The sequence below is a fragment of the Streptomyces sp. NPDC001843 genome (genome assembly GCF_042891955.1).
Lineage (GTDB): Bacteria > Actinomycetota > Actinomycetes > Streptomycetales > Streptomycetaceae > Streptomyces.
Genome location: NZ_JBIATQ010000014.1, coordinates 73251 through 92566 on the forward strand (window position 1 = coordinate 73251; position 19316 = coordinate 92566).

Below are 19316 nucleotides of genomic sequence, written 5' to 3' on the forward strand. Positions count from 1 at the left end.
TCCCGGGGGACCTTTAGTCGCTGCCGCCGGCGTTACTGCACGTCGACGTAGTCACCCGTCGCACTGACCGCCGGGGTGGTCGAGGTACCCGCGAAGGAGAAGCGCCAGTAACCGTCGTACTGCGCGGTGGCCGTGGCCTTCACGTTGCCGGAAGAGTCCGAGGTCACCGTCTTGACGGTGGTGTACGTGGTGGTGCCCGCCTTGCGGAACTGCAGCTTGACCGGCTGGCCGGTGTAGCCGTGGTACAGGTGGTCCTCCCAGTTGGCGCGGGAGAGCTTGCCCGTGGTGGTGAGCGTCGCGCCCTTCTTCACCGGCTCCGGGCCCGCGTCGGCCGTGAGCTTGGAGTAGCGCTGCACGTTGGTGGTGGCGAGGCTTCCCTGGTCCTTGAAGCCGACCTTGCTCAGGTCGGGGTTGTTCGGGTCCTGGCCGTTGAAGGCGGTGGCCTCGGCGGCGACCGACCAGCTGCCGGCGTCGGCGTTCTTGAGGTCGCCGTCGCCCGGGTAGATGTCGACGGTGCCCGTGCAGGTCTCGGTGGTGGACGAGGTGACCGTGCAGGTGGCGAAGTCGTCGCCCTCCAGCGTCTTGCTCTGGTCGTCCATGGTGCCGCGGTAGAGGTAGGCGTCGGTGTAGAAATCGGACGCGGTGACGTTCACGTCCGCGCCGTGCGTCAGCGTGTACGAGTACGTGGTGCTGACCTCGTTGGTGGTGCCGACCTTGATCGCAGAGGCGATCTTGAGGTTGGAGAAGCTGACGTTCATCGTGTACGGCGTACCGCTGGACCCGGTGGCGTGCGCGGCCGGCACGGCGAGGGCGGAGAGGGCCAGGGCGCCGGAGACGGCGGCCACGGTGGCTCGTATGCGCATTGCGTTCCCCATGTGGGAGAAGTGATCGGTGAGTCTCTTGACTCGGCAGGTCTGATCATTGGCACATGCAACTGGTTGTACACCCAAAGCCGGATCCGGCCATTCTTTGTGTCGCCATTACCATCCGATGGCCGGAAGCAGAGGAAGGGGAAACGTTTCGGCCCCAGGAGGCCGACTGCGTCCTGGGGCCGAGAGAGTCCTGCCTGTTACCTACTGCACGTCGACGAAGTCACCCGTGGCGTTGACCGCCGGGGTGGTCGTGGTGCCCGCGAAGGAGTAGCGGAAGTAACCGTCGCCCGTCGCGGTGGTCGTGGTCTTCAGGTCACCGGTGGAGTTCGACTTGATGGTCTTCAGCGTGGTGTAGGTGCTGGAGCCCTTCTTGCGGAACTGCAGCTTGACGGACTGGTTGGTGTAGCCCGCGTACTTGTGCGTCTCCCAGTTGGCGCGGGACAGCTTGCCCGTGACCGTGATGGTCTTGCCCTTCTTCACCGGCTCCGGCGCGGCGTTGACCGTCAGCTTGGAGTAGCGCTGGACCAGGGTCGAGCCGAGGCCGTCGACCTGGAGCGCGGTCTCGTCGGTGTCGATGTCCATGGCGATGGCCGCGCCGTGCCAGGTGCCGGCCTGGGAGTTGAGCAGCTTCAGGTCCGGGTCGGTCTCGGTCGGGTAGATGTCGATCGCGCCGTAGCAGTTTGCAGTGGTCGCCGACGTCTCGACGCAGGTCGCCGGCAGGTCGGGGCCCTGGGCGTTGTCCGGGGTGGTGGACGAGCCGTGGTAGATGAGCGGGATGGTGACGAACGAGTCCGAGTTGATGTCGACGTCGGCGCCGTGGGTCAACGTGTAGGTGACCGCGGTGCCGACATGGTTGGTCGTACCGACCTTGATCGCCTTGGCGATCCTGAAGTTGGAGAAGGTGACGTCCAGGTCGCCTTCCGTCGCCGGGGTGGCACGGATGCCGGACTTGCCGGAGGCGTGCTGTGCGAAGACCTTCGCGATCTCGGCACGGTAGGACGAACCCCCGTCGGCGGCCTGAGCGGCCGGCACGGCGAAGGCGGAGAGGGCCAGGGCGCCGGAGACGGCGGCCACGGTGGCACGAATGCGCATGCGTTCCCCTGATGGAGAAGGGTGGGCACAGGGCCCAGGTGATCTTGGAGCCTGTTGGCTCGGATGATCAGATCCGTGGCCGCCGGGAATGGTTGTACGGGATTTGAAGAAATCGTGAGGGCTTCGGAACCTCGGAGGCGACACCCTTGCCGAGCACCGGCGCCTCACTTGCCGAGCACCGGCGCCTCACTTGCCGAGCGCCGGCCGCACCTTGCCCAGCATCAGCTCGAGGAACCGGTCCGGGTGCCGGAAGGAGGCGAAGTGGCTGGCGTCCTCGATGAGGGCGAACTCCTTGACCGGAGCGGTGACGTCCTCGAAGAAGCGCCGCGCCGACTCCGGCGGGGTGAGGGCGTCACGGTCGCCCTGGAAGAGGAAGAACGGCAGCCGGAAGTCGGTGCCCTCGGCCCGCTCGTCGACGGTCAAGGCCTGCGGGCCCAGCCGCTCGGCGAAGGTCATGCCCTTCAGGTAGGTGCGCAGTCCACGCAGGGTGTGCAGGGGTGAGAACCACAGCGAGCGGATCACCACGGTCTTCATCGTGTCGTAGCTGAGCGGGTCGCTGGTGATGACCAGCTTGTTGAACTTCGACCACTGCTCGGTGCTCCACGCCGTCCGGTCCGCCCCCATCGCGGCGACGGCGGCGTACTCCTTGCGCTTGCCCGACTTCTCCAGCCGCCCGAGCAGTGCGTCGTATGCCTGCCGCTCGCGCCCGCCCGCGATGACGTTCTGGTCGGTGCCGACGTAGGCGGAGTACAGCTCGGGGTGGTTGCGGGCCAGGCGCAGGCCGGTGACCGTGCCGAAGGAGTTGGCGACCAGCACGACCTTGTCCACGCCGAGGCGGGCGCGGACGTGCTCGGTGACCTCAAGGGCGTCCCGGTAGTACCGCTCGAGGCTCATCTCGCCCTGCCCGTCCGCGCCGCCGCGGGCGAAGGTCAGGCCGGAGCCGCGCATGTCCCAGCGCACGATCGTGAAGTGCCGCTCCCAGCCGCGGGTGCGCGGAACGTGGATCTGGTTGGAGGCGCCGGGCCCGCCGTGGAACTCGAGGACGACCGGGTTGTCGCGGTCCTCGCCGCGCACGGAGATCCACTGGTCGATGCCGCCTATACGGACATACCCGGACTCGTCGATGCCGTTCGGCGTAGTGATGGCGAGACGCCTGGCGTTCGCCGCGCGCTTGAGCTGCCGGTAGCCCAGCAGGCCGGCGACGGGAGCGGCGGCCAGGGTGACGGCCGAGGCGGTGAGGACGGTGGCGAGCATGACGGTACCCCCTGAAACTGTTTATCTCGTCAGCAGTTGTGTTTACGGTATATACAGTTGAGGTCCGGGGTCAACAGGCTCCGCCCGCCGACTGAGAGGGACCGTCATGCCGAGGGGCACAGCGAAGAGCACGGACCGGGACAAGCCGCGCGATCCGCGGGCCGGTGTCGCCTTGCTGTGGGGTGAACAGGACCAGCCCACGCGGGGACCGAAGCCCAGCCTGTCGCCGCAGCGCATCGCCGCCGCGGCCGTGGCACTGGCGGACGCCGAGGGGCTGGACGCCGTGTCGATGAACAAGGTCGCCGCCGAGTTCGGCGTCTCGGCGATGGCGCTGTACCGCTACGTCCCGGGCAAGACCGAACTGGTCGAGCTCATGGTCGAGTCCGTCCTCGCCACCCCGCCGGACCTGTCGGATCTGGCCGGCGACTGGCGTGCGGGGGCCCGGGAGTGGACCCGCCGATCCTGGCAGGTCTACGAGGCCCACCCCTGGCTGCTGGCCGCCACCGCGATGCGCCGCCAGGTCATGGGCCCGGGCCAGCTCGGCTGGCTGGACTCGATCCTCGGCGCGCTGGCCCCGACGGGCCTGACGGCGGCCGAACTGCACCAAGTCTTCCTGCTGCTGGCCGGCCTGGTGCGCAACCTCGCCCAGCAGCTCGTCGACTTCGACGAGGAGCACGGCCGCGAGTTCACCCGCCTCACCGCTGAACTCCTCGACCGCCACGCCGACCGTTTCCCGGCCCTGACCCGGGCCATCGCCGACGGCTTCTTCGCAGCGGCCCCCATCGACCCGCTCGACTTCGCCCTCGACCGTGTCCTCGACGGCGTCCAGTCACTCATCGACCGTGCGGGGCCGTCCCGGACGCACTGACCGCACGGACCGTGCGATCGAGCCGGAGGGCTCGCCTCATCGGGCGTAGCCGCGGTCGGCCGTCGGCACGTCGGGCCGTCGGCGCGGCCTGCCGGCCCCGCCCCGCCCGCGATCGCCGGGATCCTGTCGAGCAGGGACGCCGGTCAGTCAGTCGAACCAGCGGTCCCGGGCCAGCTCCTCCGTCCGTGACGGGTCCTCCAGCAGCGCCGCCACCTCGAACCGCCGCGGCCACTGGCCCGCCGCCCACGCCAGCCCCGCGGCGACGCCTTCGAGGGTGGCGGCGTGCAGGACGCCGTCGTCGGTCAGGCGCCAGTCGATCTCCACGCCGTCGACCAAGAGTTCGTCGTGCTCGACGTAGGTGTCCGGGGTGCCCGGGCCCAGCAGCACGCGTACCGACTCCGGTACGTCGTGTTCGGCGCCCTCCGAGTCCACCGTCCCCGTCACGGACTCGCTCAGCCGCCGCACCTGGAACAGCTCGGCCAACTCGGCAGCCCGGGCGGGGCGGACCGGCAGCAGCGGCACCCCGGAGGTGAACGGCAGCAGGTCGGGGGAGTCGACGACGACGGCTTCCGCGGCGTCCACCACCGTCACCCGCCCGTCCACGACGGCCCTCAGCTCGTCCGGCAGGGTGACCTGCTCGGGGTCGAGGTCGGCCAGCGCGCTGTACAGGCCGTGCAGTTGGGCCGGCGTGACCGGGCGCTCCGGGTCGGCGAGGCGGTCGAGGAGTTCGGCGGCGCCGCCGGGTTCGTCGAGCAGGGCGGCGACGGACGTGCGCACCCCGAGGGCCTTGAGGACCTGCTCGTCCTCGAAGCCGGTGGCGTCCGCCTGGTCGTACAGGCCGTGCAGGAGCGGGTCGCCGCCGGCCGCGAGGAGGCCCGCCGGGCGGCGGCCGTCGAGGACCGGGTGTCCGCGCAGCCACCATGCGGTGTACGGCCGTACGACCGCGTGGGTGCCGTCGGGCAGCAGGATGCGCACCGGCTGGGTGAGCGCGTCGCGCAGCGGCGGGCGGGCCAGCAGAGCGAGGGCCTGCGGCCAGTGGTCGTCGTCGACGAGGTCGAGGTCGCGGACGGCGACGAGTTCTGTGGCGACCGGGGGCACGGGGCTGTCGGGGAAGCGGTCGAGGATGTCCTCGCACCACACGTCGACGGCGTCCAGCAATCCCGCGTCGTCCGGTTCGGCGAAGTCGCCCTCGCGGGGCTCGAGTTCATCCGGGTCGAGGACGACGTCCGTGGCCCGTACGAGGGCGAAGTCGGCGAGCACGCCACAGGCGGCCAGCGGCTGCTCGCCCCACTTCTCAGCCAACTCGGCGTCGACAGCGGCTAGTTCGTCCTCGCGGATGACCTGGGCGAAGGGGCTGCCGGGGAAGACCAGTTCACCTGCGGGAGCGAGTTCGCCGTCCTCGTCGGGCAGGGCGAGGGCGCCCAGCCAGGGCTCGTCACCGGGTTCGAGGCCCGCGTCGCGGACCAGGGCGAGGACGGTGTCGGCGAGTTCCTCGGCGTCGAGGCCGTCCTCCTCCCAGGCCACGGCACCGTCGTCGTCCAGCGAGGCGGCGACGGCGGCCCGCACCTGCGGGGTGGTGAGGACGGCACGCGGGGTCGCGGGCAGGGCGCCGAGCTTCTCCAGGAGTGGGTGCGCGGCGTCCGGGTGGGCGACCTTCAGGCCGAGCCGGGCGAGCACCTCCGGGTCGATCGCGGCGGCGTCCGGGGTCGGCAGGAGGACCTGGCGGGGGCCGATGGTCGTACGGCCGTCGGCAAGGGGGACCGGCAGCCCGGAGAGCCGGTCGGGGTCGACGCCGGCGAGGCTGTCGTAGAGCCGCCACCACCAGTCGGGGGTCTTCTCCAGACCGGCCAGCCGGTCGACGGCGTCGGCGAGCGGCAGCCGGGCCACGCCGAGCGTGCGCAGCTCCACGCGGCGTTCCAGACCGGCGGGCAGCAGCGTGGGGAGGACCTCGGCGAGGACCCGGACGGTGTCGGCGCCGGCGCCCTCGGCGATCTCCGCGTCGCGGGGACGCAGGACCTCGGGCAGGTCGCCGGCTTCGGGGGTCTCCTCGTCCGCCGGGTGCTTCGGGGGTACGGCCGGGGGCAGGAACGCCGTCCGCGGGAGACGGTCGAGGATCGCCTGGCGCAGGGCGCCGTCGAGTTCGCCCTTGCCGAGCGGGCCGGGCACGAGGTCGATGATGCCCTCGGTCACCGGCCGCCAGTCGGCGAGGAGTTCGGCGTACGCGTCCGCCGCGCGCTGCACCAGGAAGTCGGTCAGCGGGCCGGGGGCCGCGTGCCGGCGGGTGGTGTCCAGCGGGAAGGAGGCGATGAGCAGGGCGGGGACGCCGAGGGGCTCGTCGCTGGGGGTGGGGGCGTGCACCACGGGGGTGGTGCGGGGGCGGGCGGGGGTGCCGTCGGGGTCGGGCACGGCCCAGGTGACCGACCAGTGCGGGCGCAGCCGCTCCTCGACCGGGCGGTCCGCGAGCAGGTCCGGGGTGAGCGGGCCGTGCGCGGAGACCGTGCGCCAGCGGGTCGTGCCGTCGCGGGAGTCGGTGACGACCGTGTGGGCGCCGTCGGTACGGCGGCGCAGGGTGCGGGGCGCGTCGTCATTGACCTCGACGACGACTTCCTCCAGGCCGGGCAGGGCGAGGAGGAGGGCGTCGTCGACGGCGTGCAGGAGGCGTTCGGCGAGGTCGGTGGCGGCCGTGTCGCGCAGCGGGAGGATGACGACCGTGTCGTACGGGTCCGGGGCGGAGCCCTCGGCGGGGAACGGCAGGCGCAGCAGCGGTACGTGTCCGTCGCGGCGGCGGATCTCGTCGCCCAGGCCGGGGCTGTGCCGGGCGGTGTCGGCGGCGAGCTCCCTGGCCTCGGGGAGGGACCAGCGGATGCCGCCGTGCCGGCCCACGACCGCGGGTTCGTCGGTGACGGCCAGTACGGCGGCGAAGCCCACACCGAAGCGGCCGACGGTGGCCCGACCCTCGTCGCCCTCGCGTTTGGCGGAGGCACGGAGGGTGGACAGCGACTCGACGCCGGCCGCGTCCAGGGGGGCGCCGGTGTTCGCGGCGACCAGGACACCGTCCCGGAGGGTGAGCCGGAGACGGCCGGGCACGTGGGCGCGGGCGGCGGCGTCCGCGGCGTTCTGCGCCAGCTCGACGACGAGACGGTCCCGGTACCCGCCGAGGACCAGGTCCTCCTCGGCGTTGGCGTCCTCCCGGAACCGGGCGGGGCTGGTGGCCCAGGCGTCGATGACCCCGCGGCGGAGACGGGCGGTACCGAAGGGGTCGGCGCCCTCGGTCGCGGGCCGGACGAACATGCTCACGTTCACCTCTTCATCGTCGCCGTGGTGACGAAGGTACCGCTCGCCGGGGGTGGCGTGCGGTGTGCCCCCCGCGAAGAAGGCGCCCTGCGGTCACGGAACCCTCGGGTGGACGGGCCGGTGGCACCGCCGCCCCGGGTGGGGCTGCGTTACCGCCCCCACAGAGGCGGTCTGATATATGATCGCCAGCTCGCTCAGGGGGGCCTGATGTCCAAGTTCTTGGTCGATATCGACGTCGACAAGCTGGCCTTCGCTCAGCGGCGGCTCGGCACCAGGACCAAACGGGAGACCATCGACCGTGCGCTGACCATAGCGTCGGCGATCAGCGCCGACGACCGGGCACGTGCCCTGCGCTGGCTCCAGGAGAACGCCGACGCGTTCCTGGACTTCGACGTCCTCGCGGAACGAGAACAGTCGGGCCTGTAAGAAGAGGCCGGGATCGTTGCATCGAGGCGTCAGCGAGAGAGGCACTCACATGGCACTTCTGGCCGAGTACAGCTGCAAGGCCACACCAGGCCGCTGCGTCTTGGAGGTGTACGACGCGGACGCCTACCTCAGCGACGGCGACGCCATGGAAGCCGCCCACAGGCAGGTGGTGGCCGGGAACGGCTACCACCTGTACCTGCTCAGCCTCCAGCAGGACATCGACGCCGAGGTCACCATCCGCATCTGGGACAGCCCGCCCGTCCCGCCCGCTGACGCCGAAGGCCATATCGACGTCACGATCGAATCCGAGACCGGCATCCTCGTCGTCAACCAGCTGGCCATCGGCCCGGCAGGTGACATGACGCTGCCGCGCCCAGGGGTCTACGAGGGCCACGCTTGGTGGACCAACCGCCAGGCAAGCGCCGACTACTACGACACCACCCTCGCCCGGCTCGCCGAAGACGCCCCCGACGGCTGGCTGACCGAGGCCTGGAACAACTGCCCCGTCACCGAACGCTACGTCCTGGACCTCGCCTACATCCGAGAACCCATTCCCATCGATGACGAAGAGATCTGGGCATAGGGCACGAAGTCCGCCCACGCGTCCGGGGCGAACGCGAGCCGGGGGCCTGCGGTGTCCTTGGAGTCGCGGACGTGGATGGCGCCGGGGGTGACGGCAAGCTCGACGCAGGAGTTGCCGTCTGTGCCGCTGCTGTAGCTGCTCTTGAACCATGCCAGCTCGGAGGCGTCTTCGGCAGAGGCCTTGCGGATCATGTTTCCCCCAGCAGTTGTTCGATGAAGGCCAGTGACTCCCTCGGTGGGAGAGCCTGCGCCCGGATCGTGCCATACCGCAGCTCAAGGATGCGAAGGTGCTTCGGATCGGCGACAGGCCGTCCGTTGAACGCTCCGTCGGAGCGCCCCACTGCCGTACCGTCCGGGAACTTCAGCAGCTCGATCTTGCCGTCGACTCCTGGGTGGGCATCGGTGTTCGTCGGCATGACCTGCAAGTTGACGCTGTTCAATTGCCCTACCTCCAGCAGGCGTTCGAGCTGCCGTCGCCACACCATTGTGCCGCCGACTCGTCGGCGCAGCGGTGCTTCCTCCAGCACAAAGTGGATCGACGGGGAGGGGTCACGCTCGAAGACCGACTGTCGCGCGAGACGAGCGGCCACCATGCGCTCGACGTCGTCCGGGGAGTACGGCGGTTGCGCCGCCTCCATCAAAGCGCGGGCGTGTTCCGGCGTCTGCAACAGCCCATGGACGCTGTTGCACTCGTACACCCCGATCTCTACCGCCTTGGCCTCCAGCTTCCCCAGTTCCCGGACCTTCTTCGGGTACCGGACCTTCTTCACGTCCTCCCACGTCGCCGCGATGAGCCCGCCGGCTCGCAACACCTCGTCTGCCGTGTTCAGGTAGTCCTCGCGGGGGATCCGCTTACCGCCCTCGATCTTGTAGACCATGTCCTCGCCATAACCCACGGCCTTGCCGAACTCGGCGGCCCGCATCCCCACGGCCTCGCGCCGCAGCTTCAACTGCCGTCCCACCGTGGTGATAACGGCGACACCCCACTCGTCGTCGGGGTCCACCTCCCACCCGGGCTCGTCCGCCTCGTCCCTGAGCCGTACCGCCTCGCCGTCCACCGACATCCGCGCGCCCCTCCGTCGTACCGTGCCGTCCTGCTCGTACCAACCGTGGGGACAGGCAAGACAGCACCGGACAAGCTCCGGACAGTCACCGTACGCAACCATCCCGTCACCCATCACGGTAGGCATGTCCGGCCACTCTGGGTGATGTGAATCAGAAAACCGCCGAGAACTTCAGCGTGCTGCTGTCGTCCACGCCGCGAGGCGCCCGTCTGGCTCGTCTGCTCGCCGACGAGCAACTTCGCCGCTGGGGGCTGCCGACGGAGACCGCGAGCCTGGTCGTGGCCGAGCTGGCGGCCAACGCGGCGACGCACGGACGTGTGCCGGGGCGGGACTTCCGCCTGTCGCTGTGCGTGGTCGGCGACAGCGTCCTCCGTATCGAGGTCACGGACACGCGTGGTGGACGGCTCCCCGAGGTCCAACCGCCCTCCGCCGACGCCGAGTCCGGCCGGGGCATGCTCCTCGTAGACGCGCTCGCGGATCGCTGGGGAGTGGTCGAAGAGTACTTCCCGCGCAAGACCGTCTGGGCCGAACTGCGCTGCTCACAGCCGGAGCCCGCCCGCACGGGCTTCGGTGCCGCAGGCGGTCCCCATGCAAAGAAACCGGGGGAGAAAGAACCGCACCAAGCCCCACCCCTCCCGCCCGCCGCGCAAACTCACTCCCCCGGGTGAACATCGCCAACTCGGCTGGATTCCGGACCGGTTCCCTGTCCTACGCTCAGCGCGACACAGCACGACTCACCACCGCAGACATGCGACGGCCCCCGCCGGGAGTAGCGATCCCAGTGCGAGGGCCTGACCACCGAGGAAGTAGGAGCTTCCCGATGGATACGCAGAACCCTAGCGCGCCCCCGCATGCCCAGTCCCGGGTTGGCGGCAACAAACACCCGAACCGGCGGTCCGGGCACCACTCCGGTGGACTCATCCACGACCACACCCGCCACGCCACCCGCTTCACGGTGATCGGCAACCACCTCGCCCAGCACCCGGAGCTCTCGGGGCTCGCCATCGGGCTCGGCGTGCACATCCAGTCGCTTCCGGCCGGTGCCCGCGTGGACATCAGGACTCTTGCCGAGCGCTTCCCGGAAGGGCGCGAACGGATCGCCTCCGCCCTGCGCGAGCTGGAGGCCCACGGCTACCTGCGCCGCGTCCGTGAGCGCGTCCCCGGCGGCCGTATCGTCACTCGGACGATCTCCTGCAACCAGCCCGGACGGCGCCGCGAGGGCGAGGGCGCGTGTCCGGAGTCCGAGCGCCCGGCTGCCGCCCCGAAGAAGCGCACGCCCCGCAAGCCCCTCCCGCTCGTACCGAGTCCGGCCTTCCCGGCCCCCGCGCTCCTCCAGGCCGCAGTCGACCTCCTGGCGGACCTCCGCACCCACGACTCCCGCCTGCTCCTCTCCGCCTGCGACACGGCCCACCTGGCCCCTGGCGTCGCCACCTGGCTGGAGCGGGACGTCAGCCCCAGCGCCGTACGCCGCGCCCTGACCGACGACCTACCGCCCGAGGGCATGCGACGCCCGGCCGCCCTCCTGGCGCACCGGCTCGCCGCCCAGTTGCCTCCACCGCCCCCGTTCCGTGCCCCGGAGCCACCGCCGGCCGTCCGGTACGACTTCACCAACTGCGACGGCTGCGACCGCGCCTTCCGCTCCCCCACACCCGGCGGTCGCTGCCGTGACTGCCGATCCGATTCCCCGGGGGCCGCCTAGCATGAACGTGACGATCCTTGCCCCGGGGCACGTACGACGAGGAGCGAGCGCCATGACCATCGCATCGGACCACGTCTACCGGGCCATGCGGGACCTCGTTCAGTCCATGGACGACACCATTCCGGGCAAATTCGAGATCACCAAGAAAGGGATCGTCCACGACATGATGGCGCCGATCGGCCCGCATGAGCTGACCACTCTGCACCTGCGGAAACGGCTCGAAAAGATCATGCCGGAAGAGATCGTGGCCCACACGGGGGAACCCGACGTCGAGGACGAGGCAGAAGGCATCATGCGCCGCCCCGACGTGATGGTGATCGCCCTGGCGGACATGGACGTGCCCGGTTCCTTCGATCCCCGCACGGTGATCGCCGCTGTCGAGGTCGTCTCACGGTCCAACCCGGAGAACGACTGGGAGGACAAGATGCGCGACTACCCGCTGATCGGCATCCCCGTCTACGCGGTCTTCGATCCCCGCACCGGCACCGGCGCCGTCCTCACCGACATCCACTCCACCCCTGACGGGCCGCGTTACGCCACGCGCAAGGATTTCGTGTACGGCGAGGACGTCACCATCGCCGACTGGACGATCTCCACGGAGAACCTGCCGCTCTACAAGAGCACGGGCGGCAGGGAATCCGGGCACTGACGGGTTTCCCCGCGCGGCGGCCGGGCGGCGCTAAGAGTGCCCCAGCTCCGCCGTCTCCTCGTCCCCCACCGCCGGTACCGACCCGGAATCCGCCGCCGGGCGGAGCGGGAACGGGTCCACCCTCGTCTCGTCGATCACCGGCGGCGCCGGCTGGGGCGGCTTGGGCATGACCGCGGCCTCGGAGTGGCCGCCGCAGCCGTAGGACAGGGAGACGACGCGGCCGTCGGCCGGGGAGAACTCGTTGGCGCAGACGCCGAAGGCCTGGCCGAGGGAGCCGCCCATGGGGACCAGGAAGCCGCAGCTCGCGCAGGAGGCGGGGGCCGCCTGGGCCATGGGGGTCTTGGCGCCGAAGGCCTCGTCCCAGCGGTCGGCGGCGACGTGGAGGCCGTAGCGGGACAGGACGCGGGCGCGGCGCATCCCGAGTTCCTCCGCCACCGCGGCGATCGTGCCGCGGGCAGGGGTCACCGGCTGCGCGGCGGGGGCGCCGGGGGTGACCTCGGCGTCCTCGGCGTCCGCCAGTTCCGCCATCTCCTCGGAGACCGGGGAGTTCACCGGCGGCTCTTCCCCGCCGCTGTAGCCGGGTTCGAGGCGGAGGTCATCGGCGTCGGTGGGCAGCAGGTCGCCGGGGCCCATGTCGCCGGGGCGGAGGCGTTCGCTCCACGGCACCCACTCGGGGGCGAGGAGGGCGTCGGGGCCGGGGAGGAGGACGACCTCGTCCAGCGTCACGATCTTGGCACGGGACGCGCGGGCCACCGTGGCCGCCCAGCGCCAGCCCCGGTAGCCGAGTTCCTTGCACTCGAAGAAGTGCGTGACGACACGGTCACCCTCGGCGATCATGCCCGCGTGCTCGCCGACGACGCCTGGCGCGGCGGCCTCCTCGGCTGCGGCGCGGGCGAGGTCGACGGCCTCGGCGCACAGGCGGTCGGGGGTGCGGCTTCGCGTGGTCGCTGCGCTCACAGGTATCGCTTCTCTCCTACGCCGTCTCATGGGTGCGCGGGCCTGAAGGCGGTGGAACGGACGGAGCGGACCTGTGGGCCGCATCGACGTCCGCGTCCGATCGCGCTCGGGCGCACCTCTGCCATCCATTCTGCGGGATGGCTGAGATAGGCACGCTACCCGGTCACCGGCGCTGGGCCTACACCGACGGACGGGATCGGGCGCGCGACTCTGTTTCCTGCCGTCCCGCTCGACCGTGTCCGACCGTCCCGCTCGACTGTCTCCCAAAGTCCCGCTCGACCGTGTCCGACCGTCCTGCTCGACTGTTCCCCGCCGTCCCGCTCGACCGTGTCCGACGGTCCCACTCGACTCGCTTGGCTGCAAACCGCACTATCAGCGCCCGTCTCGGGGCACTATGAACGTCGTGGCGACCACGAGGCCGCCCCAGGGTGTCACCGGGACCGGTGACACCGGGGGAAGCAGTCGAGGTGGCGGTGCGGGCCCGGTGCGCGGGGCCGCCCGCGCGGTCGGTCGTGCCCTGCACTTCCCCGTCACGAAAACCGCCCGCGGCATCCGCAGGGCGACGCACGCGCACGGGGCCGGGGAGTCCGGACTCGGCAAGTTGATCGAGCTGCACGCGGTCAACGGCGCGGGCGATGTCATGATCACCGTGGCGCTCGCCTCCACGGTGTTCTTCTCGGTGCCCACCGACGAGGCCCGGGGGCGGGTCGCGCTCTACCTCGCCATCACGATGGCCCCGTTCACGGTTCTCGCGCCGGTGATCGGCCCGCTCCTCGACAAGCTGCCGCACGGCCGCCGGGCCGCGATGGCCGGGACCATGCTCGCCCGTGCGCTGCTCGCGCTGATCATCTCGGGGGCCGCGGCCAGCGGCAGCCTGGAGCTGTATCCGGCGGCACTGGGGGTGCTGGTCGCCTCGAAGGCGTACGGGGTCGTCAGAAGCGCCGTGGTGCCCCGGCTGCTGCCACCGGCGTTCTCGCTGGTGAAGGCGAACTCGCGGGTGACCCTGGGCGGGCTGCTGGCCACCGGGATCGCCGCGCCGATCGGGGCGGGGCTGCAGTCGATCGGGTCCCCGTGGCCGCTCTACGGCGCCTTCGTGATCTTCATGGCGGGAACGTTCCTGTCCTTCTCACTGCCCGCCAAGGTCGACTCGGCCAAGGGCGAGGACATCGCGCTGCTCGCGTCCGACGAACGGCATCTGCACGGATCGCGCCGCAAGGAGGAGTCGAAGCGGCTGGAGCAGTCGAAGCGGCCGGGGCTGCGCACGGTCGGCCCGGCCGTCACGAACGCGCTCGGCGCCAACGCCTCGCTGCGCTGTCTGTCCGGCTTCCTGATCTTCTTCCTGGCCTTTCTGCTGCGGGAGCATCCGCTGACCGGCGAGAGCGCCGCGGTGTCGATGGGGATAGTGGGCGTGTCGGCCGGGGTGGGCAACGCACTGGGTACGGCGGTCGGGGCGTGGCTGAGGTCCCGGGCGCCGGAGATGCTCATCGTGACCGTGGTGGCCGTGGTGGCGGGGACGGCCGTCGTCGCCGCGGTGTTCTTCGGGGCGTTCCTGGTGGCGTGCCTGGCCGCGGTCGCCGGGTTCGGGCAGGCGCTGGGCAAGCTGTCGCTGGACGCGCTGATCCAGCGGGACGTGCCGGAGCTGGTGCGCACGTCGGCGTTCGCCCGGTCGGAGACGCTGCTGCAGATGGCCTGGGTGTTCGGCGGCGCGGTCGGCATCGTCATGCCGCTCAACGGCACGCTGGGCCTGGCGGTGGGCGCCGCTTTCGTCGCCGCGGGCTGGCTGACCACGGCGCGCGGGCTGCTGGCCTCGGCCCGGCACGGCGGACGGGCACGGCCGCGGGTGGCGTAAGCGGTGTTCGACGTGGGCGGCGAGTGACGTGGACCGCGAGTGGCGTAACGAACCGGGCACGCCGTACCCCGCGTGGGGAGGGGCCGGGACACGCCAGATAGCCTTCGGGCATGACCACGCTGCACTCCGTTGTTGTGCGACGCCGCCGCGCCGTCGCCGCCGCCGGCGCCGTTTCCGCCGGACTGCTTCTGTTGTCGGCCTGCGACAAGCCGACGCCGATGTCGACGATCACCGTCGGCACGAGCTCGGTCAACTCCGAGGCCACCTGCTACAACGACGGCGACGCCCTGGACTCGGCGTCGCTGACGAAGTGCCTGAAGAACACCGACATCAAGTCCATCAAGGTGGACCCGGACGAGACCGTGCGCTTCGGGGTCGACCCGGAGATCGCGGACAACGGCTGGACGATCATGCTGAACGGCCAGCCGCTGACCGACGCCAGCAAGAAGACGTACCGCACCATCCCGGGCAGCGTGTTCTTCAACGAGCAGTACGGCGGCTCGGCCAGCGGAAGCCTGGTGTCCATCAAGGAGGGCGACAAGACGGCCAAGGGGCTGTGGTCCTTCAAGCTGAAGAAGGACTCCTGACCACGTCGTCCGTGCCTGACCTGCGGGTCCTGGTGGCCACCGCGGTACCCGCCGAACGGGACGCGGTGGCTCGGGCGTTTACCGGCGCGGAGGTCGTCGCCGTCGGGGTGGGCCCCGCCCTCGCCGCCGCCTCCACCGCGACCGCCCTCACCACCGCCGCCCTGCGCGGCGCCCCGTACGGCCTGGTCGTGTCGGCGGGGATCGGCGGGGGTTTCCTGCCCGGGGCGCCCCTCGGCTCCCTCGTCGTCGCCGACGAGATCACCGTCGCCGACCTGGGCGCCGACACACCGGCAGGGTTCGTCCCGGTCACCGAGCTGGGCTTCGGGACCGTCACCCACCGTCCGCCGGAATCACTCGTACGAGAGGTGACCGCGGCGACCGGTGCGCCCGCCGGAACCGTCCTCACCGTCTCGACCGTGACCGGAACCGCCGCCCGCGCCGCCGAGCTGCGCACCCGCCACCCCCGCGCCCTGGCCGAGGCCATGGAGGGTTTCGGGGTCGCCGAGGCGGCCGCCGCGCACGGCACGCCCGTGCTGGAGATCCGCGCGGTCTCCAACCCCGTCGGCCCGCGCGACCGCGCCGCCTGGCGCATCGGCGAGGCCCTCGCGGCCCTGGCCGAGGGGTTCGGGAAGCTGGCGCCCGTACTGGAGAGTTGGAAACAGGTATGACTGACCGTCGTGGATCCGGGTCGCTGCGGATCGCGTACTCGCCCTGCCCCAACGACACCTTCGTCTTCGACGCCCTCGCCCACGGCCGCGTCCCCGGCGCGCCCGCCCTGGACGTCACCTTCGCGGACATCGACGTCACGAACGGCATGGCCGAGCGCGGCGAGTTCGACGTGCTGAAGGTGTCGTACGCGGTGCTGCCGTACGTCCTCGGCGAGTACGCGCTGCTGCCGTGCGGGGGCGCGCTGGGCCGGGGCTGCGGGCCGCTGGTGCTGACTCGGGAGGCTGGGGCCGACCTGACCGGGCGTACGGTCGCCGTGCCCAGCGAGAAGTCGACCGCCTACCTGCTGTTCCGGCTCTGGGCCGCGGACACGCTGCCCGGCGGGGTCGGCGAGATCGTGGTCATGCCGTTCCACGAGATCATGCCGGCCGTGCGGGACGGGAAGGTCGACGCCGGGCTCGTCATCCACGAGGCGCGCTTCACGTACCAGAACTACGGGCTGCACAAGCTCGCCGACATGGGCGAGCACTGGGAGGACACCACCGGGCTGCCGATCCCGCTGGGCGCGATCATCGCGAAGCGGTCACTGGGCGGCGACACGCTGCGGCTGCTCGCCGAGTCGATCCGTACGTCCGTGCACGCGGCCTGGGACGACCCCGAGGTCTCCCGCCCGTACGTCATGGAGCACGCCCAGGAGATGGACCCGGCCGTCGCCGACCAGCACATCGGGCTGTACGTCAACGAGTTCACGTCGGAACTCGGGGAGGACGGATACGCGGCCGTACGGGGGCTGCTCACGCGCGCGGCGGCCGAGGGGCTCGTGCCACCCCTCGGCCCGGACGCGCTGAAGTTTCCCTGAACGGGCGGGTCACACGTCCAGTTGGTCGGCGACCGCCCGCAGCAGGCCGGCGATCTTCTTGCCGGAGGCCTTCTCGGGGTAACGGCCCTTCTCGAGCATCGGGGTGATGTTCTCCAGCAGGGTCGTCAGGTCCTGCACGATGGAGGCCAGCTCGTCCGGCTTCTTGCGGGTCGCGGCCGCGACCGACGGGGTGGGGTCCAGCAGGACCACGGAGAGCGCCTGGTCACCGCGCTGACCGGCGACAACGCCGAACTCCACGCGCTGCCCCGGCTTGAGTGCGTCGACTCCGGCGGGGAGGACCGAGGAATGGACGAAGACGTCACCGCCGTCGTCGCGGGAGAGAAAGCCGAAGCCCTTCTCGCCGTTGAACCACTTGACCTTGCCGGTAGGCACCTTTGTCCTCGTCCTCGTACTCGTCGGAAAACTGCTTCGGGAAGAAGCCCTGGAACGGCTCTTGATAGCACTGGGGCGGGTCGACCATGACCCGCCGCTACCAAGGCTAATGGTCTTGGAGCGGCTGACAAGACGTCGCCCGGTTGTTCCTTCGCGCTGGGAACTACCCTGGTCGGGTGCGTGACAAAACCCAAACGAATTCCGCCGCACCCGGTGACGGACTGATCCGTGCCGGTGCCGTCGTGTTCTTCCTCGGTGCCGTGGCCACTCTCGTCACCGTGGCCCCGCTGTTCCTGGGCGCAAAGCCATTTCCGGCGTTCATGTACGGCCTGTGCATGCTGATGGGCGTCGGCTTCCTCGTCGCGGGCGCGGGAGTGCTGCGGTCGGTCGCGGCGGGGCGACGCCAGGGACGGGAAGCGGCCTCGCGTTAGGTGCGGTCGCGGGCCCGGCTCAGGCGGCCCGGCGGTACTCCGTGAGCCAGGCCGGGAGTTCCGTCAGGTCGGTGAGGACCACGTCCGCGCCCGCCGTGCGCAGTTCCTCCGCGCTGCACGGGCCGGTCGCCACGGCCACGGACAGGGCACCGGCCGCGCGTGCCCCGCGTACGTCACCCACATGGTCGCCGACGTAGACGCCCGCGCCGTGCTCGCGCAGCGCCTGCGCCTTCTGCTCGGCCCACAGGTCGCCGACGACCGCGTCGGGTTCGATGCCCAGGTGGCTGAGGTGCAGCTTGGCGTTCGGTTCGTACTTGGCGGTGACGACGACCGTCCGTCCGCCGGTCTCCCGTACCGCGTCGATCGCCTCGCGGGCGCCCGGCAGCGCGGGCGTCGCGGTGATGGCGATCGTCGGGTACATCTCCCGGTACAGCTCGCTCATCGGCTGCACCTGCTCGGCCGGGAACCAGTTGACCAGCTCATCGGCCAGCGGCGGTCCCAGCCGGGTGACCGCCAGGTCGGCGTCGATGTACGTCCCCGTCCGCTCCGACAGCGCCTCGTAGCAGGCGCGGATGCCGGGGCGGGAATCGATCAGGGTCATGTCGAGGTCGAAGCCGACGGTCAGCGGGCGTGAGGTCATATCGGCCATTGTGCCCAGGCGGTACGGCGGCCAGACCGGCCGGGGCTGTGATCCGGGCGACCGTCACCGTCTCTGCGAGCGCCACACCAGGAACAGCGCCGAGGCCACGGCCGCGCCGCGCACCATCCACGGCCAGGTCTCGGCGAAGGCGTCGTTCATATGGCCCTGGGCGATGGGGGCGCCCCAACGGCCCTCGCTGCGTCCCCAGATCCACAGCACCCCGGCCGCCACCGCGAGGCCGGGCATGCCCATGACGGCCCACTTGGACTCCGTGGGGGTGAGCCGGCGGGAGCCGTACGCGATGACCCAGCCGAGGACCAGCGCGAACCAGTTGCCCAGGACCGCGCCGGCGACCAGCGCGGCGGCGGCCAGCAGCAGGAGGGGGTTGGTCCAGCCGGCGGCGGGGCGGGGCAACGGGAAACCGCGGCGCCGGGCGGGAGCGGCCGGGTCCGCGACGGCCGCGGCGTCACCCGCGTCCCCGGCTTCCGCCACGACGGGCACGGTCTCCTCCGCCGGTGCCTTCTCCAGCTTCGGCGGCTGCCTGAGCAGCTCGGGGATCTCCACACCGCCGACGAACCCGGGCACGCTGTCGCCCGCCCCGAAGGGGCCGCTGTCCACCCGCCACCAGTCGGGCTGCAGGGCGCTGTCGCCGAGTTCGTCCGTCCCCGCCAGGTGCGGCGGGGACGGGGCGCGGGAGGGCGGGGCGGGGTCCGGCTCGGCCGGACGCGGGCGCGGTACGACCCGGCGCAGCCCCTTCGGCCTGGTGTTCCCCTCGCCGCCCGGCTGCTCGGGCACCGCGGCGGGCGGGGCCTCCGGGACCGCGGCCGTGCCGCCCGCCGCCGCGACGACCTCGTCCGGGGTGCCGAGGCGGTCCAGGATGCGGCGGACCGCGGCGGGACTGTCCACCGGTGTCTTCGCCCGGTGCCGGTCGATCTCGTTGCGCAGCTCCGTGACGAGGCGCATCCGCGTGGATGACGGCAACTGGTGCTGCTGGGCCACGTCGCCGACGCGGCTCAGGTATTCGTAGACGACCTGGTCGCTCTCGATCCCCACGAAGTCCCTCCGGGGGTGTGGCCGTTGTTTCCCCGGGTCGACGGTACCGCGTATCGGCAGGGTGCCGGTGCGTGGCCGCCT

Annotated in this window: 21 protein-coding genes; 11 read left to right on the plus strand and 10 right to left on the minus strand. The window is 71.3% G+C overall.

All coding sequences use genetic code 11. The features are described 5' to 3' along the window. Positions 1–32 precede the first annotated feature (32 nt). The 3 genes from ACFYZQ_RS30910 to ACFYZQ_RS30920 form a co-directional block, all read right to left on the minus strand. Positions 33–863 (minus strand): hypothetical protein, encoded by an 831-nt coding sequence (locus ACFYZQ_RS30910; protein WP_389154781.1) that lies wholly within the window; start codon positions 861–863, stop codon positions 33–35. Between the two features lie 210 nt (positions 864–1073). After that, positions 1074–1964: a hypothetical protein gene (locus tag ACFYZQ_RS30915; protein ID WP_389154783.1), complete on the minus strand. Its 891-nt coding sequence runs from the start codon at positions 1962–1964 to the stop codon at positions 1074–1076. A gap of 186 nt (positions 1965–2150) precedes the next feature. After that, complete coding sequence (locus ACFYZQ_RS30920) at positions 2151–3218, minus strand: alpha/beta fold hydrolase (RefSeq protein WP_389154786.1); 1068 nt, start codon at positions 3216–3218, stop codon at positions 2151–2153. A 106-nt stretch (positions 3219–3324) separates the two neighbouring features. Between ACFYZQ_RS30920 and ACFYZQ_RS30925 the strand changes: the two genes are divergently transcribed. Further along, a complete protein-coding gene (locus tag ACFYZQ_RS30925; protein WP_389154789.1) occupies positions 3325–4086 on the plus strand; it encodes a TetR/AcrR family transcriptional regulator in 762 nt (253 codons plus the stop codon). Between the two features lie 147 nt (positions 4087–4233). Here the strand turns inward: ACFYZQ_RS30925 and ACFYZQ_RS30930 are convergent, their stop codons facing one another. Beyond that, on the minus strand, positions 4234–7383 hold the full coding sequence (locus ACFYZQ_RS30930; RefSeq protein ID WP_389154792.1) for a sacsin N-terminal ATP-binding-like domain-containing protein: 3150 nt from the start codon (positions 7381–7383) through the stop codon (positions 4234–4236). A 204-nt stretch (positions 7384–7587) separates the two neighbouring features. On the opposite strand from ACFYZQ_RS30930, the gene ACFYZQ_RS30935 reads away from it, so the two are divergent. Further along, on the plus strand, positions 7588–7806 hold the full coding sequence (locus ACFYZQ_RS30935) for a DUF2191 domain-containing protein (protein ID WP_389154795.1): 219 nt from the start codon (positions 7588–7590) through the stop codon (positions 7804–7806). A gap of 49 nt (positions 7807–7855) precedes the next feature. Continuing rightward, positions 7856–8389, plus strand: a complete 534-nt coding sequence (locus ACFYZQ_RS30940) for a hypothetical protein (RefSeq protein ID WP_389154798.1) — start codon at positions 7856–7858, stop codon at positions 8387–8389. On the opposite strand, the gene ACFYZQ_RS30945 is transcribed toward ACFYZQ_RS30940, so the two are convergent. Both ACFYZQ_RS30945 and ACFYZQ_RS30950 read right to left on the minus strand, forming a co-directional pair. Next, entirely contained in the window at positions 8341–8580 is a 240-nt protein-coding gene (locus ACFYZQ_RS30945) for a DUF397 domain-containing protein (RefSeq protein WP_389154801.1), read from the minus strand. The genes ACFYZQ_RS30940 and ACFYZQ_RS30945 overlap by 49 nt on opposite strands. Beyond that, on the minus strand, positions 8577–9452 hold the full coding sequence (locus ACFYZQ_RS30950; RefSeq protein ID WP_389155245.1) for a helix-turn-helix domain-containing protein: 876 nt from the start codon (positions 9450–9452) through the stop codon (positions 8577–8579). Before ACFYZQ_RS30950 ends, ACFYZQ_RS30945 begins: the two co-directional genes overlap by 4 nt. A 146-nt stretch (positions 9453–9598) precedes the next feature. Between ACFYZQ_RS30950 and ACFYZQ_RS30955 the strand changes: the two genes are divergently transcribed. The 3 genes from ACFYZQ_RS30955 to ACFYZQ_RS30965 all read left to right on the plus strand — a co-directional run bounded on the left by ACFYZQ_RS30955 (position 9599) and on the right by ACFYZQ_RS30965 (position 11800). After that, a complete protein-coding gene (locus ACFYZQ_RS30955; RefSeq protein ID WP_389154803.1) occupies positions 9599–10120 on the plus strand; it encodes an ATP-binding protein in 522 nt (173 codons plus the stop codon). A gap of 152 nt (positions 10121–10272) precedes the next feature. Further along, positions 10273–11151, plus strand: coding sequence for a helix-turn-helix domain-containing protein (locus ACFYZQ_RS30960; RefSeq protein ID WP_389154805.1), 879 nt, complete (start codon positions 10273–10275; stop codon positions 11149–11151). 52 nt (positions 11152–11203) lie between these two features. Further along, positions 11204–11800, plus strand: coding sequence for a Uma2 family endonuclease (locus tag ACFYZQ_RS30965; protein ID WP_389154808.1), 597 nt, complete (start codon positions 11204–11206; stop codon positions 11798–11800). A 30-nt stretch (positions 11801–11830) separates the two neighbouring features. Here ACFYZQ_RS30965 and ACFYZQ_RS30970 read toward each other — a convergent pair whose 3' ends face one another. Next, a complete protein-coding gene (locus tag ACFYZQ_RS30970; protein ID WP_389154811.1) occupies positions 11831–12757 on the minus strand; it encodes a DUF3027 domain-containing protein in 927 nt (308 codons plus the stop codon). A gap of 403 nt (positions 12758–13160) precedes the next feature. Here ACFYZQ_RS30970 and ACFYZQ_RS30975 point away from each other — a divergent pair, with 403 nt between their 5' ends. The 4 genes from ACFYZQ_RS30975 to ACFYZQ_RS30990 all read left to right on the plus strand — a co-directional run bounded on the left by ACFYZQ_RS30975 (position 13161) and on the right by ACFYZQ_RS30990 (position 16718). Continuing rightward, on the plus strand, positions 13161–14606 hold the full coding sequence (locus tag ACFYZQ_RS30975) for an MFS transporter (protein WP_389154813.1): 1446 nt from the start codon (positions 13161–13163) through the stop codon (positions 14604–14606). A 110-nt stretch (positions 14607–14716) separates the two neighbouring features. Then, complete coding sequence (locus ACFYZQ_RS30980; protein WP_389154816.1) at positions 14717–15193, plus strand: DUF2771 domain-containing protein; 477 nt, start codon at positions 14717–14719, stop codon at positions 15191–15193. Positions 15194–15213: 20 nt separating this feature from the next. Then, positions 15214–15861 (plus strand): futalosine hydrolase, encoded by a 648-nt coding sequence (locus tag ACFYZQ_RS30985; RefSeq protein ID WP_389155248.1) that lies wholly within the window; start codon positions 15214–15216, stop codon positions 15859–15861. Next, the gene (locus ACFYZQ_RS30990; protein WP_389154819.1) at positions 15858–16718 is read left to right on the plus strand and encodes a 1,4-dihydroxy-6-naphthoate synthase; all 861 of its coding nucleotides are present in this window, start codon (positions 15858–15860) and stop codon (positions 16716–16718) included. Before ACFYZQ_RS30985 ends, ACFYZQ_RS30990 begins: the two co-directional genes overlap by 4 nt. A 9-nt stretch (positions 16719–16727) precedes the next feature. Here the strand turns inward: ACFYZQ_RS30990 and ACFYZQ_RS30995 are convergent, their stop codons facing one another. After that, complete coding sequence (locus ACFYZQ_RS30995) at positions 16728–17111, minus strand: cold-shock protein (RefSeq protein ID WP_388804212.1); 384 nt, start codon at positions 17109–17111, stop codon at positions 16728–16730. 176 nt (positions 17112–17287) lie between these two features. Here ACFYZQ_RS30995 and ACFYZQ_RS31000 point away from each other — a divergent pair, with 176 nt between their 5' ends. After that, positions 17288–17542 carry a hypothetical protein gene (locus ACFYZQ_RS31000; RefSeq protein ID WP_389154822.1) on the plus strand — a complete coding sequence of 85 codons (255 nt, stop codon included), beginning with the start codon at positions 17288–17290 and terminating at the stop codon, positions 17540–17542. 19 nt (positions 17543–17561) lie between these two features. Here ACFYZQ_RS31000 and ACFYZQ_RS31005 read toward each other — a convergent pair whose 3' ends face one another. Continuing rightward, positions 17562–18191 carry an HAD family hydrolase gene (locus ACFYZQ_RS31005; RefSeq protein WP_389154825.1) on the minus strand — a complete coding sequence of 210 codons (630 nt, stop codon included), beginning with the start codon at positions 18189–18191 and terminating at the stop codon, positions 17562–17564. Positions 18192–18245: 54 nt separating this feature from the next. Beyond that, positions 18246–19235: a hypothetical protein gene (locus tag ACFYZQ_RS31010; RefSeq protein ID WP_389154827.1), complete on the minus strand. Its 990-nt coding sequence runs from the start codon at positions 19233–19235 to the stop codon at positions 18246–18248. Between the last annotated feature and the right edge of the window lie 81 nt (positions 19236–19316).